The organism is Herbaspirillum sp. AP02 (assembly GCF_015767275.1).
GTDB lineage: Bacteria > Pseudomonadota > Gammaproteobacteria > Burkholderiales > Burkholderiaceae_D > Herbaspirillum.
This window is the reverse complement of record NZ_JADWMY010000001.1, coordinates 396,873-413,022: the sequence shown is the minus strand read 5'-3', so window position 1 is coordinate 413,022 and position 16,150 is coordinate 396,873. Positions and strand designations below refer to the sequence as shown.

Here is a 16,150-nt window from a genome sequence, read left to right as displayed (position 1 = left end):
CATGGACGTGTCATTGCGCGGCCGATGATACGTCACATCGCAGCAAGGTTCAGTCAGGTAAGGGCAACACGCAATCGTCTGCCGCAAGGAAAATGCGCTGCCCGGGTTGGGCATGTATACGATGGCCCCCGGTAAAGTCGCCGAAAGCCGGCAACATGGCCCATTGGCCATCCACCACGAAACAGGGCAGGCGCAAGGCATCGCCCGCAGCGGCCAGGCGGAAGACCGGATGCACGTGGCCGACGATGGCAAAGGCGCCGTCAACCGTCTGGGGGTGATGGCAGAAGGCCAGCGGGCCGACCCGCCAGGGTTCGTCCACGACCTGCATGGCCAGTGCTTCCGGCGGATCGCCGGCATGGTGGTCATGGTTGCCGCGCACCAGCGTGAGGCTGAGGCCGGCATTGCGACTGCGCCATCCGGCCAGGGCCTGCAGGGTGCCGGCCACCCGTCCGGCGCGTGCGTGCAGGAAGTCGCCCAGGAACACCACATGGCGCACCGCATGGCGCTGCACCAGTGTATCGATCAGGCCCAGATTGGCCTGGGTGGTGCCGTGCGGCACCGGGATGCCGCCGGCGCGAAAAGCAGCAGCCTTGCCGAAGTGGACATCGGCCACGACCAGCATGGCGCGCTCGCGCCAGAGCAGGGCGCGCTCGGGCAGCATGGTCAGGGTTGCGCCGGCGGCGTCGAAGCTGGGGTATGGGCTCATCATCCTGTGTGGGTGCGGGGACGAGGTCGCGGCTGCGGCCTGACCTGGGCGTTGGTCTTGTCGGCTGCACCTTCCAGCTCGCGCAGCATGCGCGCCACGCGGTCGGCCAACTTTTCGGTCGAGAGTTTTTCGCGGAAGCGTTCCACCATCAGCGGCAAGGAAAATGGCGTGGCCCGCTCCAGGCTGACCAGCGTGAGTGTACGTTCGCGCAGTTCGGCCAGGGTGCTGCGCAGCCGTTCCAGTTCCAGCTCCTGCTCCAGAACTTCACGCTGGGCCTGGGTCAGCAAGAGGTTGCCGGCATCGTGCTTGCGAAAGACCTCGAAGAACAGCGCCGATGAGGCCTGCAACTGGCGCGCACTCTTGCGCTGTCCCGGATACCCCTGCGACACCAGCCCGGCGATGCGGGCGATTTCACGGAAGCGCCGTTGCGACAGTTCGGTGGCATTCAGGCTGGCCAGGACGTCCTCCAGCAGCCGCTCTTCGCTGAACAGGGCCAGGGCCTGCTGTGGTGCCAGGCGGTGCGCTTCGACCTTGTCCGCGCCCAGCAATTCGAACCCATAGTCGTTGACGGCGATGGAGAACGTGGCAGCACGCTCCCTGCTGAGGCGCCAGGCCAGCAGCGAGGCCAGTCCCATGTGCACCAGGCGGCCGGCAAAGGGGTAGAAGAAGAGGTGATGTCCTTCGCGGCTCTTGAGCATTTCCACCACCAGCCGCTGTGCCGTGGGCAGGGCCGACCAGGCGTGCTGCAGCGCCAGCAGCGGCCGCACGGCCTGCATCTCGGGGCCGTCGAAGCGGCCTTGCGCGGCCTGCTCCAGACGATCCAGCACGGCGTGCGCCAGGGTCGAGGACAAGGGCATGCGGCCGCCTTGCCAGCGCGGTACGGCACCACTGCCGGCACTGCTGCGGCGGACCCAGGCGGTCATCTCGTGCACGCGCACGAACTCCAGCACGCGCCCGCCGAAGAGGAAGCGATCGCCCGGTCGCAGGCGGGCGATGAAACCTTCTTCGATGGTGCCGATGCGGCCTCCCTTCATGTACTGCACATGCAGGCTGGCATCGGCGACGATGGTGCCGATGTTCATGCGGTGGCGGCGCGCGATGGCCGGCAGCTCGACCCGATAGACCCCATCCTCGCCGGCCCGCACGCGATGATATTCCGGATAGGCGCCCAGGCTCTGGCCGCCACGCACTACGAAGTCCAGCGCCCACTGCCATTGATCCTCGCGCAGGTGGCGATAGGACCAGGCCTGGCGCACTTCGGCCAGCAACTCGTCGGCAAGGAATCCACCACCCAGGGCGATGGTCACCAGATGCTGTACCAGCACGTCCAGGGGCGTGTCCGGCACCAGACGCTGTTCCACCCGGCCGGCGGCGACGGCGTCCTGGGCGGCGGCGGCTTCCACCAGTTCCAGGCTGTTGGTCGGTACCAGGGTGGCGCGCGAACTGCGTCCGGGCGAATGGCCGGAGCGGCCGGCCCGCTGCAGCAACCGCGCCACACCACGCGGGCTGCCGATCTGCAGCACCCGCTCCACCGGGGTGAAGTCCACCCCCAGGTCCAGGCTGGAGGTGCAGACCACGGCCTTGAGGCGGCCGTCGCGCAGGCCTTGTTCCACCCATTCACGGACTTCGCGATCAAGTGAGCCATGGTGGAGGGCGATGATGCCGGCCCAGTCGGGTCGGGCCTCCAGCAGGTTCTGGTACCACAGCTCGGCCTGGGAGCGGGTATTGGTGAAGACCAGGGTACTGCCGCTGGCATCGATCTCGGCCACCACCGCCGGCAGCATCTGCAGGCCCAGGTGCCCGGCCCAGGCGAAGCGGGTGGCCTGCGGCGGCAGCAGGGTATCGATGAGGATGCGCTTGCGCTGTTCGCCGCGCACCAGCACGCCGTGTTCGGCGGCTTCGGGGCCGAGCAGGGCCTGCAGTGACTGTTCCAGGTTGCCGAGAGTAGCCGACAATCCCCATACCACCATCCCGGGCCGCCAGCGGCGCAGGCGCGCCAGGGCCAGTTGCACCTGCACGCCGCGCTTGTTGCCCATGAGCTCGTGCCATTCGTCGACGATGACTGCGTCCAGCTTGCCGAAGCGCTGGCGGGCATCCGCCTGGGACAGCAGCAGCGACAGGCTTTCTGGCGTGGTCACCAGGGCCTGCGGCAAGGACTTCATCTGGCGCGCACGCTCGCCAGAACCGGTATCGCCGGTGCGCATGCCGGCTTGCCAGTGCGGCAGCAGGTCGGCCAGCGGGGCTTGCAGGGCACGCAGGGTGTCGGCCGCCAGGGCACGCATGGGGGTGATCCACAGGATGCGCAAGCCCTGGGCCGTGGCGGGCGCGTCGGTCCGACCCAGGCCGGGTTCGGCATGCAGCAGCGCACCGAACCAGACCGCATAGGTCTTGCCGGCCCCAGTGCCGGCGTGCAGCAGGCCGCTGCGACCTTGCTGCGCGGCTTGCCAGACCTGGCGCTGGAAATCGAATACCTCCCAGCGGCGCTGGGCGAACCAGTCCTCGACGGCGGCAGGGATGACCGCCGCCTTCAGGGCGCTGGCGCGGCGCCGTCTGGTCGGGCGCTGGCTAGTGGTCTTGCTGGGCGGGCTGGGCATCTTCCTCGCTCTCGTTGACTGGGGACGACGGCAGCAGGGCGCGCAGGTTGTCCAGGGTGTCGGCCTGGTCGACGGTCTTGTCGACGCGCTGGCGCAGGATGCGCGGGAAGCGCACCGCGATGCCGGCCTTGTGGCGCGTGGACAGGGCAATGCCCTCGAAGCCGATCTCGAACACCATGGACGGCCGCACGCTGCGTACCGGCCCGAATTTTTCTATCGTGCTCTTGCGGATGGTCTGGTCGACGACGGCGATCTCGGCATCGGTCAATCCCGAATAGGCCTTGGCGAACGGCACCAGCTTGCGCTCGCCTCCGCCTTCAGCGGGAGTGTCCCAGACCGCGAAGGTGTAGTCGGTATAGAGCGAGGCGCGCCGGCCGTGACCGGCCTGGGCATAGATCAGGACGGCATCGATGGAATAGGGCTCGACCTTCCACTTCCACCAGGTGCCGACGTTGCGGGTGCGGCCGATGCCATAGCGGGCGTCGACCTGCTTGAGCATCATGCCCTCCACGCCACGCTGGCGCGAAGTGGCGCGCAGCTGTTCCAGCGCATCCCAGTCCGCTGCCACGATCTGTGGCGCCAGCATCAGGGCCGGTGCGGCGTGGCGCTGGACCAGTTGTTCCAGCCGGGCGCGGCGTTCTTGCTGAGGCAGGCCGCGCAGATCATGCCCATCCTGCTCCAGCAGGTCATAGGCGATCAGTCCTGCGGGCAGCTCGCTCAGCATTCTTGCAGTGAGATTCTTGCGACCGATGCGTTTTTGCAGGTCGGCGAAGGGTGCCACGCGCTCGGCCTGTTGCCCGGAATCAGGCAGGCGGATCACGATCTCGCCGTCGATGACGGTACCGTCCGGCAGGTCCAGCGCGGCCAGTTCGGGGAAGCGTTCGGTGATCAGCTCTTCCCCGCGTGACCACAGCCAGTTGCTGCCGTGACGGCGCACCAGTTGGGCGCGGATGCCGTCGTATTTCCATTCGATCTGCCACCGATCGACCGGCCCCAGGTGGCGCGGATGCTCCATCAGCGGATGGGCCAGGAAGAAGGGATAGGGCTGGCCACCCTGCAGGCGATGGTCCTGGCCATCATCGGGACCGATCAGGCGGGCGAAGCGCTCGGCGTCGGGGCGGGCGCGGCCATCGGTCCAGCCGACCATGCGCTGGGCCAGCAGCTTGGGGTCCAGTTGTGCCACCGCCGCCAGCGCACGCGTGACCAACAGGCGCGAAACACCCACTCGGAAGCCCCCACCGATGAGCTTGGCGAGCAGGAAGCGGCCCTGCCAGTCCAGTTCATTCCAGGCCGCGAAGAGGGCGCTGCGGATCACCTCCGGTTCGGCACCGCGCAGGGGAGCGATGCGTTCCTGCATCCAGTAGGCCAGACCGAAATCGCTGGTGCGAATCGGTGGCGGCAGGATGTGGGCAATGGTTTCAGCCAGGTCGCCCACGCTGTGGTAGCACTCATCGAAGAGCCATTCATCGATCTGCGCATAGGCCATCGCGCATTGCTTGAGTAGGCCGGTCGGCACCGCCTGGCGAGGCTTGCCGCCGGCCAGGAAATACACCGCCCAGGCGGCGTCGGCGGCATCGGCACGCTGGAAATAGTCCTGCAAGGCCGTCAGCTTGCGGGTGGTGGAGGTAGTGGCATCCAGTTCGGCGTAGAGCCGCGAGAATTCACGCATGGCCTGGCTGTTCCTGCGCAGTGGCCGGTGGCGCCGCGCTGCTGTCGTCGGCATCCTCGTCGCCGTATTCGGTAGTGAAGGCCCCGGCATCGAGACCGTTCTGCCGCAACCAGCGCACCATGGTGGCGACCTGGCCGTGGGTGACGATGACCCGCTCGGCGCTGCTGGCGGCAATCGCTTCCTGCAGGGCCGGCCAGTCGGCGTGGTCCGACAGCACGAAGCCGCGGTCCACGCCGCGCCGCCGCCGTGTGCCGCGCAGGCGCATCCAGCCGCTGGCGAAGGCATCGCTGTAGTCGCCGAAGCGGCGCATCCAGGGCGAGCCGGCGGCGGAGGGTGGGGCGATGATCAGGCTGCCGGCATAGGCGTTGGATTTGCCGCGCTGGGTGGCTTCGGCTTCGCCGACCGTCGCGGTCGCCGGCAGGAAGACGCCAGCTTCGCGATAGAGGCGGTTCAGGGGTTCCACTGCACCATGGCAGACGATGGGGCCGATGCTGGCGTCGATGCCATGCAGGATGCGCTGTGCCTTGCCGAAGGAGTAGCAGAACAACACGCTGGCCCGGCCCTCGGCGGCGTTGGCGCGCCACCAGCGGTTGATGTCCTCGAAAATCTCCGCCTGCGGCTGCCAGCGGTAGATGGGTATGCCGAAGGTGGATTCGGTGATGAAGGTGTGGCAGCGCACCGGGGCGAAGGCGGCGCAGGTGCAATCGGCTTCCAGCTTGTAGTCGCCCGATGCGACCCAGATGCAGCCCTGCCACTCCATGCGCAACTGCGCCGAACCCAGGACGTGGCCGGCCGGATGCAGCGACAGACGCACGCCGTTGTGGGTGATGCTTTCCTCGTAGTCCAGGGCCTGCAGGTGGATGTCCGCACCCAGGCGGGCACGCAGGATGCCGGTGCCGGGCGCGGCGGCCAGGTAGTGGGCATGACCCATGCGGGCGTGGTCGGCATGGGCGTGGGTGATCACGGCGCGCGCTACCGGTCGCCACGGGTCTATGTAGAAATCGCCGGGTACGCAGTACAGGCCTTCCTTGCGTACCACTACCATGTCTTCCATGTCTGCTTTTCCTTACGTGGATCTTGGGCTGTCCTCTCGCCGCTTCGGCCCGGATGCTTGTACCGGCTTTGAGCCGGTTTGTCTGTGCTCGTTTGTCCTTGTCTTCGCTTTGCCTCAGGTTTCATGACGCATTCTTCACTACGGCCGGAAAGGATCAGCTTAACTGCATGCGCATAGGCAGGCTGTCGGCGCCTGTCTCGCCGCGCTGTCAGCGAGAATGAAAAAAGAGAGATCTGTTGTGCATGGAGTTTGCAATGGCGCAACGCACAACGGTCATTAAATTGGGTATCCTTGTGACCATCGCTTCTGGCCTTGCGCCAGGCTCATCACCCGAGAACCCCACGAATCCTCATGTCTACCTACGTCGATCCCCTGATTTTCCGCGAATTGCAGGACTCTGAAGTCTTGCCGGCCCCGTCCGGGGTGCGTCTGCGGATCATGCAGATGTGCCAGCAGGAAGACATCGCCCTGCCTGACCTGGTGGCGCAGATCCAGGGTGACCCGGTACTGGCCGGGCGACTGATCCAGATCGCCAATATCCCCAACCTCAACAAAGGTCGGATGGTCGCCTCCGTCAACGTCGATCTGCTGCTGATGGTGGGCCTGCAGGCGGTGCGCCAGATGGCGCTGGCGATCTCGCTGACCGAATCGGCGCGCCGTGGCGATTGTGCCGAGTTCGACTATGACGCCTTCTGGAGCCGTTCCACCGCCATGGCCTGTGCCAGCCAGGCCTTGGCCGACCTGATCCAGGTCGCCCCGCCAGCAGAGATGTTCACCATCGGCCTGCTGGCCGATATCGGACGGCTGGCGCTGGCCTCGGCACGTCCCAAGCGCTATGGCGAGATCCTGCGCGGCGTCGGGACGCCTGTTTCTGCGGCCCCCTTGCGCCAGGAAGAGAAGCTGGCCTTTGGCTTCGACCACCTGGAACTGGCCGCGGCGATGATGCAGGACTGGCTGTTCCCCAAGCTGTTCTGCGAAACCGTCCTGCATCACAAGGCGGCCGATGCCACGGGGCTGGATGAGGAAGACCGTCAGCAGCGCCTGATCCGCCTGCTGGAAATGGCCGCCTGCGTGGCCGATATCTGCGTGGCCGATGATGCAGCACGCGCCGCCTTGCTGCCGCACCTGCTGCAACTGGGCGAGCGTTTCGAACTGCCCAGCTCCAGCCTGGAATACCTTTGCGCCCGCGTCTCCTGGGACTGGAGCGAGTGGGGTGCCATGCTCAAGGTGCCTACCCGGGTACTACGCGAAATCGGATCGGCACTGGCGGCCGCGACCGAACAACCTGGCTGAACCAGGCTTCGTCGCGGGACAGATTTGGTCAGCAAATATCGAAGTTTTTTGTTGCTGATTTGTCAGGCGACGATGTTACTATCCCCCTCGCTCTGGAAATGCAGTTCACCCGCTGATCAGCGGCATGGTGGCTGCTGGCCTGGTCCTGGAGGTCCGGCCAGCACCACTTGCCATCACATCGGCAGGTCCTCATGAACCGCGCTTCCAGTCGCCTGCAAGGCCAGCTGAAGCCAGCCCGATGATGTTTCTTCCGTAAAAGCCACGGCATTTACCGCAGCCATCCATCAGGACATATTCATCAAATAGGCCTTGCCAGCGCTCTTTCTGTTCGGAATGCGCGGCTTGCGCCTTTGGTATCGTGTTCTGAACATGCAATGGCGCGCTTTCCCTTCGGTTCGCTCCGACCACGTCTCTGTACTCCCCGCCCGCGGTGTGCGCTGTCACGCCCGCACGGGCGCGGCTGTGTCATCGTGGCGGTCGGGTACCAATGCCGTACTGATCACAGCAAAAATGGGGTCCACCATGAAAAAGAAAATCCTGAGTCTTTCCTGGCTGTTGCTGGCGGCCAGCCAGTCGGCCTTCGCCGCCCACCCGCTGGTCACCGATGATGCCGGTGTGCAAGGTGCCGGCGGCATCCAGCTTGAGATGAACACCGACTGGAGCAAACAGAGCGGCGATGCGAGTCATGTCGGCGCCTTTACCTTCACCTATGGCGTGACCGACAAGCTGGACCTCTTCTTCAACCTGCCGCAGACCTTCCAGGCGCCTGCCGGCACCGGCGTGGGGGACGTCTCGCTGGGCGCCAAGTGGCGCTATTACGAGGCCGATGGCCTGGCGCTGGCCTTGAAGCCGGAATTCTTCATGCCCAGCGGCGAGGAAGAGAAGGGCCTGGGCAATGGCAAGAGCAGCGCCGCCCTGACCGGTATCGCTTCCTACGAAACCGGCCCCTGGACCTTGCACGGCAATCTGGGCGTGCGCGTCAACCGTTTCAAGCTCGACAGTGACCAGCAGTCGCAGCGCAAGACCCTGTGGCGCGCCTCGGCCGCAGTCTGGTATGGTCTGGATGAACAATGGCGCCTGGTGGCCGATACCGGCGTGGCCCAGAACCCGGATGCCTCCAGTCGCAAGCTGCCTTCCTATGCACTGGTGGGTGTGATCTGGTCGCCCAACAAGACCGTCGATCTGGATGCCGGCGCCAAGTTCGGGCTCAACAAGGCCGAGGTGACGCGGCAGTTCGGCGTCGGGGTGACCTTGCATTATTGATCGCGCCAGGCTGGCCAGGCCGGCCTGTGTGTCGGCGCTGTGCGCTGCAACATGCAATGCGCTGGAAAGCACGATCAAATCTGCTATCTTTGTGCTTGGCGCAAGGCCACGACTAAGGAGACGACATATGGATCTGGTGGAAAAATTCGATGCCAAGGGCAAGACCGGCGCACCTTACCACGTAGAGGTGTATCAGACTCAGCAGGACGAGGCCGATGCCGCTGCACTGGCGTTCAGCCGTACCTACAAGCTGGCCGATGGTCGCGCGCTGGACCCGCTGACCAATGAGAAATTCAGGATCGTCCAGACCGGAGAGAAGATCTACCGGGTCTGATCCCGGGCCACGATCCCGATAGCAAGCCGATGAAGCCGGCACCGCAAGGTGAGCGGCATCATCGAGATGAAGAGATGATTACCCACCCTACAGGCAGTGACGCTGTAGGGTGTTTTCATTTGATGTGGGGCCTAGGGCCTGTTCACACTAAATCTGTGAGTGCGAGAGGTCGTCAAGCGTTGACTGCCTAGGCGCAGCGACGCGCCGTAGTGGTGCTACGGCAAGGAGCTGCAACAACGGCAGGCGACGCTTGCCGGCCTCTCCCGGAGGGTTGCGCCCAGAAGGCGCGCTGGCGGCGTTGCACGGCAAGGCTGGTGGCACCACCACCAGCCTTGCCGCGCGCCTTGCCACCACGCCTTCTGGGCGCAACGCATCTCGCAGATTTAGTGCGAACAGGCCCTAGCTGGACGGCAGGGAACCGGTCAGATGGCGCAGTTCATCGAGCAAGCGGATCGCCGGCGCCGGCAATATCCCTTGCCGCCTGCGGAATGCGGTCAGCGTGCGCGGCGCATTCAGGCCCTCTACCGCAAGAGCATTGATCACCCCCGCTTTGCCTTCGGTGTCGAACATCGGACCGGACATCCACCCCACGAATCCACAACGCGCGACCAGGCCCTTGAGCACCGTGACCGAACGCGATTCAACAGCGATCTCGGGCATGGGCAAACCGGCCTGGGCGAATGTTTCCTTCACGTGCAAATAAGGTCCCGTACCCCGAGGTGTCAACGCCCAGCGCTGGGTCAAGGTATCGGCCAGGCTGATCTTGCCGCGTTCACGCAGTGGATGGTCGCGTCCCGCCACCACGTAGCTCAGATCGCTCCAGCGACAGTCCGAGATGGCCGCCACGCCATCGCTTTCGGTGCCAGAGGTACTGAGCGCCAGGTCGATCTCATGCGTGAGCAAGCCCTCGACCAGACGGTCCCATACCCCCTCCATGATCTCCACCCGCAGGTTGGGCCACTTGTCCAGCACGCCACGCACCGCCAGTGGCAGCACCAGACTGGCAATGCTGCCCACCGCACCCACCTTGATGACACCCTTTGTCAGGCCGCGGATGGCATCCAGTTCCTCGCGGGCTTGCCGCGCTTCGCGCTGCAACGACATCGCGTGCGGCAATAGCGCCTTGCCCAGCGGTGTCAGGTGCATACCCTTGGTGTGACGCTCGAACAGCGCCCCGCCGACTGACTCTTCCAGACGCTTGATAGCACGGCTCAAGGCCGGCTGGGTCAGGTCGAGGACGGCGGCCGCGCGCCCCAGGCTCCCTGCAGCGACGATGGCACTGAACATTTCCAGCTGCTGCAGGTTGAAACTCAATGAAGTCTCCAGGTGATGGCGCGGACAGTGCGGATAGGGGTGAGGGCGGCAGGATGGCTCACCAACAGGTCAGCTACACATTACCAAATGTTATGACTTTTATCCAATTTGGCAATTTTCAAAGACGTGACGAGCTTACATACTGCCTCCCATCATCCACCCGGCCCAGCCATGAGGCCTTCCACAGGATCTGTATGCAGGAGACACCATTGCCCGCCATCACCGTGCGTGATGCCGTATTCGACCTCATGCGTCGACTCGACATGAGCGCCGTCTTCGCCAATCCCGGCTCCACCGAATTGCCGATGTTCCGCGACTTTCCCGCCGACTTCCGCTACGTCCTCGGCTTGCAGGAGGCCGTGGTGGTCGGCATGGCCGATGGCTACGCCCAGGCCAGTGGCAAGGCCGCCATGGTCAACCTGCATTCGGCGGCCGGGGTCGGCAATGCCATGGGCAATATCTTCACCGCCTTTCGCAACCGCACCCCGCTGATCATCACCGCCGGCCAGCAGGCACGCTCCATCCTGCCTTTCGACCCGTTCCTGGCGGCCTCGCAGGCGACCGAACTGGCCAAGCCCTACGTCAAGTGGAGCGTGGAGCCGGCGCGCGCGGCCGACGTTCCCCGTGCGCTGGCGCGGGCCTATCACATCGCCATGCAGGAGCCGCGGGGCCCGGTCTTCGTCTCCATTCCCGTGGATGACTGGGAGCAGCCGGCCGAGCTGCTGGCCGCCACCGAAGTCACCACCTGCAGCCGGCCCGAAGCGGGTGCCATCACATCGCTGGCCGCCGCGCTGGCCTGTAGCCGGCGTCCGGCCATGGTGGTCGGTGCGGAACTTGACCGCGCCGGGGCCTGGGAGGAGGCCATCCGTCTGGCCGAGTCCTGTCACGCACGGGTGTTCGTCGCACCGATGTCCTCGCGCTGCAGCTTCCCCGAAGACCATAGTCTGTTTGCCGGTTTCCTGCCGGCCATGCGCGAGAAGATCGTGCAGCTGCTGGAGGGTCACGACCTGGTCTTCGTGGCGGGGGCACCGGCTTTTACCTATCACGTTGAAGGCAGTGGCCCACACCTGCCACCGGGGGCGACGCTGTACCAGCTCATCGATGACCCGGTGACCGCCTCCTGGACCCCGCAAGGCACGGCCATCGTGGGCAATATCCGGCTGGGCCTGCAAGACCTGCTGGCGCAGATGGCGCAGCACCCGCCGGCGACCCGCCCGCAGCCGGCCCTGCGTGAAGCGCGCACACGCCCCGCCCCGGAGGCGCCGATGTCCACCGCCTTTGCGATGCAGACCCTGGCCGACGTGCGGGCGGCAGAGGACATCGTGGTCGAGGAAGCCCCCGGCTCTCGGCCGACCATGCAAGCCTACTTGCCCTTCAACCGGCCCGGCAGCTTCTACACCATGGCCAGCGGTGGTCTGGGCTATGGGATGCCGGCGGCAGTGGGTGTGGCGCTGGCACGGCCGCACCAGCGCGTGATCGGGCTCATCGGCGATGGCTCAGCCATGTATTCGCCGCAAGCCATCTACAGTGCGGTACAACTGGGCCTCCCCATTACCTTCGTGATCATCAACAATGGCCGCTACGCCGCGCTGCAGGACTTCGCACCGGCCTTCGGCTTCGGCGCTGACGATGTGGTCCAGGGCACCGACCTGCCGGGACTGGATTTCGTCGCGTTGGCGCAGGCCATGGGATGCCAGGGCGTGCGCGTGAGCGATCCCGCCGAATTGGCCGGCGCATTGCGCGCGGCCTTGTCTGCCCATGCACCACGCCTGGTGGAAGTGTTGGTGCGATGAGCTTTCTGCCTGGCTGCGCCCACGCGACGCTGAACCGAACATCGTGAACCGAACCCCGAAATAAAGACAACAGGAGGAGACCATGAAGGAAGTCAACATGCTCATCAACGGCCAGCGCCGTTTCGCCGTAGACGCTGCCTGCTTCGAGCGGCGCAATCCGCTCGACCATAGCGTGGCCTCGCGCGCGCCAGCGGCCACCGTGGCCGATGCCCGTGCGGCGGTGCAGGCGGCGGCCGACGCCTTTCCCGCCTGGGCAGCCATCGGCCCTGGCGAGCGCCGCAGCTTGCTCACCCGCGCAGCCGATGCGCTGCAGGCCCGCGCCGAGGCGTTTGCAGACGCCATGGCCGCCGAAACCGGGGCCTCGCACCACTGGGCTGCCTTCAACGTGCATCTGGCTGCCGACGGCCTGCGCGAAGCCGCGGCCATGACGACCCAGATCGCCGGCGAGATCATCCCCTCGGAAGTCCCCGGCAACCTTGCCATGGGCTTGCGCCAGGCCGCTGGCGTGGTGCTGGGCATCGCTCCCTGGAACGCGCCGGTGATCCTGGGCGTACGTGCGATTGCCTTGCCGCTGGCCTGCGGCAATACTGTCGTCTTCAAGGGCTCCGAAATCTGTCCGGCCACGCATGGCCTCATCATCGAAGCCATCCAGGATGCCGGCCTGCCTCCGGGCGTGGTCAACTTCATCACCAACGCACCGCAAGACGCCGGGCCAATTGTGGACGCCATCATCGGCAACCCGGCGGTGCGACGGGTCAATTTCACCGGGTCGACCCGCGTGGGCCGCATCATCGCCGCACAATGCGCCAGGCACCTCAAGCCCGCCGTGCTGGAACTGGGTGGCAAGGCGCCTTTCATCGTCCTGCACGATGCCGACATCGAGGCGGCCGTACAGGCAGCAGCCTTTGGTGCCTTCGCCAATTCGGGGCAGATCTGCATGTCCACCGAGCGCATCATCGTCGACGAGCGCGTCGCCGATGACTTCGTCGCGCGTCTGGCCGCCAAGGCGCGCAGCCTGCCGCTGGGCGATCCGCGCCAGGGGCCGGTGGTATTGGGCTCGGTGGTGGATCTGGCTACCGTACAGCGCTGCAACGCCCTCATCGACGATGCCTTGGCCAAGGGCGCTACGCTGGTCTGCGGCGGCAAGGCCGAGAGCACGCTGATGCCGGCGACCCTGCTGGATCATGTGACGGCGCAGATGAATATCTACCACGAAGAGTCCTTCGGACCGGTCAAGCCCATCGTACGGGTCAAGGATGACGAGGTCGCCATCGCCTGTGCCAACGACAACGAATATGGCTTGTCGGCAGCGCTGTTCAGCCGCGATGTCGCCCGCGCCCTGAGCCTGGCGCGCCGTATGGAATCGGGTATCTGCCACATCAATGGCGCCACCGTCCACGACGAGGCACAGATGCCCTTCGGCGGCGTCAAGTCGAGTGGCTTCGGCCATTTCGGCGGCAAGGCTGGCATCGCCGAATTCACTGACCTGCGCTGGGTCACGGTGCAAACCACGCCACGTCATTACCCGTTCTGATCCGGACGGCATCAGGCGCGCACAGATCCGGCCTGACTGAACACCATAACAACAATCGCAACAGCGGGCCGATCACCCTCGGACCCGTGCGATATCAACGAGGAGACCGCCATGACAATGACATCCTGGCTCTTGCCGCATGACTGCGCGTTCGCGCGCGTCGCTTCATCCACCCCCGCGATCACCGTTGGCACTGCCCGGGAGCGCGCATGAGCACCCACACCGTAGAGCAAGGCAAGACCGTCGATATCGGACGCGTACTGGATGAGGGCGCATTTACCGGCTTCCAGAAGCTGGTGGTGTGCCTGGCGGCGCTATCGATCGTCATGGACGGCTTCGATGGGCAACTGATCGGTTTCGCCATCCCCAGCCTGATCAAGGAATGGGGGATCACGCGCAACGCCTTCGCTCCAGCGGTCGCCGCCGGCCTGGTCGGCATGGGCATCGGCAGCGCCTTCGCCGGGCTGTTTGCAGATCGCTTCGGTCGTCGTCTGGCCATCATCGGCAGCGTCTTTGTCTTCGGCCTGGCCACCAGCCTGATCTCGCTCTCTCCGGATATCACTACCATTGCCATTCTTCGGTTCTTCGCCGGCCTGGGTATCGGCGGGGCCTTGCCGACCTCGACCACCATGACGGCTGAATTCAGCCCGGCCCGCAGACGCACGCTGGCGGTCACGGCCACCATCGTCTGCGTTCCACTGGGCGGCATGCTGGCGGGCTTGTTCGCCAACCTGGTGTTGCCGCACTACGGCTGGCGCGGACTGTTCCTGCTGGGCGGTCTGCTGCCGATCGCATTTTCGGTGCTGCTGTGGTTCGTCATCCCGGAGTCGCCGCGTTACCTGGCGCGCCAGCCGCATCGCTGGGATGAGTTGCGACGCCTGCTGCTGCGCATGTCGCGCGCGGTCGCAGCTGATACCCGCTTCAGCGATGCGCGTGAGCAGAGCACACACCCGCGCGCGGGATTCGGCGCGCTGTTTGCCCCCGGGCAGGCTCGCGACACCATGGCACTGTGGATCGCCTTCTTCATGAACCTGCTGGCTGTCTATAGTGCATTCAGCTGGCTTCCCACGATGCTGGCCGGAGAAGGCCTGAGTCCCTCGGTGGCCGGCAGCGGCTTGACGGCCTACAACGTCGGCGGCGTCCTCGGGGCATTGCTGTGTGCGCTGATCATCGGCCGCTTCGGTTCACGTGTGCCGATGTTGCTGTGCTGCCTGGCCGCCGCCGCGACCGCATTGCTGCTGCGCGGCCTGGACGTGGCCAGCCAGACCACGCTGCTGGTGGTGGGAATAGGCTTGCACGGGCTCTTCGTCAATGCCGTCCAATGCACGATGTACGCGCTCTGCGCCTATATCTATCCGACCCAGGTGCGCGCGACCGGCACTGCCGCAGCACTGGCTTTCGGTCGGCTGGGCGCCATCCTGAGCGCCTTTGCCGGCGCCATCGTGATCACCCAGGGCGGTGCCTCCGGTTATCTGGCAATGTTGGCAGGGGCGATGCTGTTCGTCTTTGTCGCACTGCTTTCGGTGCGCAAGCACATTCCTCGTGCTACGGCAGCTTCCGCGCATGGGAAGCAGGAGCATTCAGCATGAACATTGCCATCGTTGGGGCCGGCGCCATGGGAGGCCTGTTTGGCGCGCGTCTGGCACTGAGTGGACAGCAGGTCAGTTTCATCGAAGTCACACCAGCGACGATAGCCGCGATCAGCAGTAACGGCCTGTCCTTGAGCGATGACAAGGGTGTGCATACGGTGAGGGTGCCGATCGGTACGGCCGACACCTTCTCTGCGCCGTTTGATCTGATCGTCTTTTTTACCAAGGGCTTCCATACCCGCGGCGCCGCTCACGCCGTGGCGCATCTGGTGGGGCCAGGAACCTGGGCGCTATCGGTGCAAAATGGCCTGGGTAATGCGGAAATCATTTCCGAAGTGATTTCGCACGAACGCATCATCGTCGGCATGACCAACTTGCCCGCCGACCTCAGGTCTGCCGGGGTGGTGCACAGCCATGGTGATGGCCAGGTCGGGATCTGGACGCTGTCGGGGCAGCAGCGCCCGCAGGTGAGCCAGATCGCCGATATCTTCAGCCTCGCCGGCCTCCATTGCAGCGCCGACCCGCAGGTACAACAAGCCATCTGGGAAAAGATCGCCTTCAATGCGGCGTTGAATTCGGTCTGTGCCGTCAGCGGCGGCAATGTCGGTACGGTCGGATCGAGCGGTGAAGGCCGTAGCCTGGCATTGCGCATCGCGGCCGAAACGGTGGCCGTGGCCCATGCACTTCAGATCCCGGTCAGTCTGCCTCAGGTAGAGCAGGCGATAGATCATGCGTTCAGGATGCACACAAGCCACAAGCCATCGATGCTGCAAGATATCGAAGCCGGACGGCAGACTGAAATCGACTTCATCAATGGCGCCGTGATCGAGCAAGGCGTCAAGCAGGGGATTGCGACCCCGACCGTGACGGCACTGTATCAGCTAGTCAAAATGATGCAGGCCAATGCCGTGTTGAAGAAAAGTGGTGGTCCTATCGGAGAGGCCTCTCTCAAAGGTCGACAGGACGGTCAATGATGGCAAAAACCGTCAATGTCGCGGACTACCGAA

12 protein-coding genes are annotated in these 16,150 nt (G+C 65.2%); 7 read left to right on the top strand and 5 right to left on the bottom strand.

Annotated elements, in window-relative coordinates:
* Positions 1 to 49 precede the first annotated feature (49 nt).
* From pdeM to I5R65_RS01795, 4 genes are read right to left on the bottom strand one after another with little or no spacing between them, the layout of a single operon-like run.
* Complete coding sequence (gene pdeM / locus I5R65_RS01810; protein ID WP_196872018.1) at positions 50 to 706, bottom strand: ligase-associated DNA damage response endonuclease PdeM; 657 nt, start codon at positions 704 to 706, stop codon at positions 50 to 52.
* Complete coding sequence (locus tag I5R65_RS01805; protein WP_196872017.1) at positions 706 to 3,300, bottom strand: ligase-associated DNA damage response DEXH box helicase; 2,595 nt, start codon at positions 3,298 to 3,300, stop codon at positions 706 to 708. Before I5R65_RS01805 ends, pdeM begins: the two co-directional genes overlap by 1 nt.
* A complete protein-coding gene (locus I5R65_RS01800; RefSeq protein WP_196872016.1) occupies positions 3,272 to 4,969 on the bottom strand; it encodes an ATP-dependent DNA ligase in 1,698 nt (565 codons plus the stop codon). Before I5R65_RS01800 ends, I5R65_RS01805 begins: the two co-directional genes overlap by 29 nt.
* Positions 4,962 to 6,023: a ligase-associated DNA damage response exonuclease gene (locus I5R65_RS01795; RefSeq protein WP_196872015.1), complete on the bottom strand. Its 1,062-nt coding sequence runs from the start codon at positions 6,021 to 6,023 to the stop codon at positions 4,962 to 4,964. The genes I5R65_RS01800 and I5R65_RS01795 overlap by 8 nt, the downstream gene beginning before the upstream one ends.
* 351 nt (positions 6,024 to 6,374) lie before the next feature.
* On the opposite strand from I5R65_RS01795, the gene I5R65_RS01790 reads away from it, so the two are divergent.
* The 3 genes from I5R65_RS01790 (at position 6,375) to I5R65_RS01780 (ending at position 8,913) form a co-directional block, all read left to right on the top strand.
* Complete coding sequence (locus I5R65_RS01790) at positions 6,375 to 7,316, top strand: HDOD domain-containing protein (protein WP_196872014.1); 942 nt, start codon at positions 6,375 to 6,377, stop codon at positions 7,314 to 7,316.
* 522 nt (positions 7,317 to 7,838) lie between these two features.
* The gene (locus tag I5R65_RS01785; RefSeq protein WP_196872013.1) at positions 7,839 to 8,579 is read left to right on the top strand and encodes a transporter; all 741 of its coding nucleotides are present in this window, start codon (positions 7,839 to 7,841) and stop codon (positions 8,577 to 8,579) included.
* A gap of 127 nt (positions 8,580 to 8,706) precedes the next feature.
* The gene (locus tag I5R65_RS01780) at positions 8,707 to 8,913 is read left to right on the top strand and encodes a hypothetical protein (protein ID WP_196872012.1); all 207 of its coding nucleotides are present in this window, start codon (positions 8,707 to 8,709) and stop codon (positions 8,911 to 8,913) included.
* Positions 8,914 to 9,312: 399 nt separating this feature from the next.
* On the opposite strand, the gene I5R65_RS01775 is transcribed toward I5R65_RS01780, so the two are convergent.
* On the bottom strand, positions 9,313 to 10,227 hold the full coding sequence (locus I5R65_RS01775) for a LysR family transcriptional regulator (RefSeq protein ID WP_196872011.1): 915 nt from the start codon (positions 10,225 to 10,227) through the stop codon (positions 9,313 to 9,315).
* Between the two features lie 194 nt (positions 10,228 to 10,421).
* Between I5R65_RS01775 and mdlC the strand changes: the two genes are divergently transcribed.
* The 4 genes from mdlC to I5R65_RS01755 all read left to right on the top strand — a co-directional run bounded on the left by mdlC (position 10,422) and on the right by I5R65_RS01755 (position 16,117).
* Positions 10,422 to 12,020: a benzoylformate decarboxylase gene (gene mdlC, locus I5R65_RS01770; protein ID WP_196872010.1), complete on the top strand. Its 1,599-nt coding sequence runs from the start codon at positions 10,422 to 10,424 to the stop codon at positions 12,018 to 12,020.
* An 82-nt stretch (positions 12,021 to 12,102) separates the two neighbouring features.
* Entirely contained in the window at positions 12,103 to 13,554 is a 1,452-nt protein-coding gene (locus I5R65_RS01765; protein ID WP_196872009.1) for an aldehyde dehydrogenase, read from the top strand.
* A gap of 209 nt (positions 13,555 to 13,763) precedes the next feature.
* Complete coding sequence (locus I5R65_RS01760) at positions 13,764 to 15,143, top strand: MFS transporter (RefSeq protein WP_196872008.1); 1,380 nt, start codon at positions 13,764 to 13,766, stop codon at positions 15,141 to 15,143.
* Entirely contained in the window at positions 15,140 to 16,117 is a 978-nt protein-coding gene (locus I5R65_RS01755) for a ketopantoate reductase family protein (RefSeq protein WP_196872007.1), read from the top strand. Before I5R65_RS01760 ends, I5R65_RS01755 begins: the two co-directional genes overlap by 4 nt.
* Positions 16,118 to 16,150 lie beyond the last annotated feature (33 nt).

Coding starts and splice junctions, on each gene's coding strand:
- pdeM (WP_196872018.1), bottom strand. CDS start 706: ATGAGCCCATACCCCAGCTTCGACGCCGCCGGCGCAACCCTGACCATG.
- I5R65_RS01805 (WP_196872017.1), bottom strand. CDS start 3,300: ATGCCCAGCCCGCCCAGCAAGACCACTAGCCAGCGCCCGACCAGACGG.
- I5R65_RS01800 (WP_196872016.1), bottom strand. CDS start 4,969: ATGCGTGAATTCTCGCGGCTCTACGCCGAACTGGATGCCACTACCTCC.
- I5R65_RS01795 (WP_196872015.1), bottom strand. CDS start 6,023: ATGGAAGACATGGTAGTGGTACGCAAGGAAGGCCTGTACTGCGTACCC.
- I5R65_RS01790 (WP_196872014.1), top strand. CDS start 6,375: ATGTCTACCTACGTCGATCCCCTGATTTTCCGCGAATTGCAGGACTCT.
- I5R65_RS01785 (WP_196872013.1), top strand. CDS start 7,839: ATGAAAAAGAAAATCCTGAGTCTTTCCTGGCTGTTGCTGGCGGCCAGC.
- I5R65_RS01780 (WP_196872012.1), top strand. CDS start 8,707: ATGGATCTGGTGGAAAAATTCGATGCCAAGGGCAAGACCGGCGCACCT.
- mdlC (WP_196872010.1), top strand. CDS start 10,422: ATGCAGGAGACACCATTGCCCGCCATCACCGTGCGTGATGCCGTATTC.
- I5R65_RS01765 (WP_196872009.1), top strand. CDS start 12,103: ATGAAGGAAGTCAACATGCTCATCAACGGCCAGCGCCGTTTCGCCGTA.
- I5R65_RS01760 (WP_196872008.1), top strand. CDS start 13,764: ATGAGCACCCACACCGTAGAGCAAGGCAAGACCGTCGATATCGGACGC.
- I5R65_RS01755 (WP_196872007.1), top strand. CDS start 15,140: ATGAACATTGCCATCGTTGGGGCCGGCGCCATGGGAGGCCTGTTTGGC.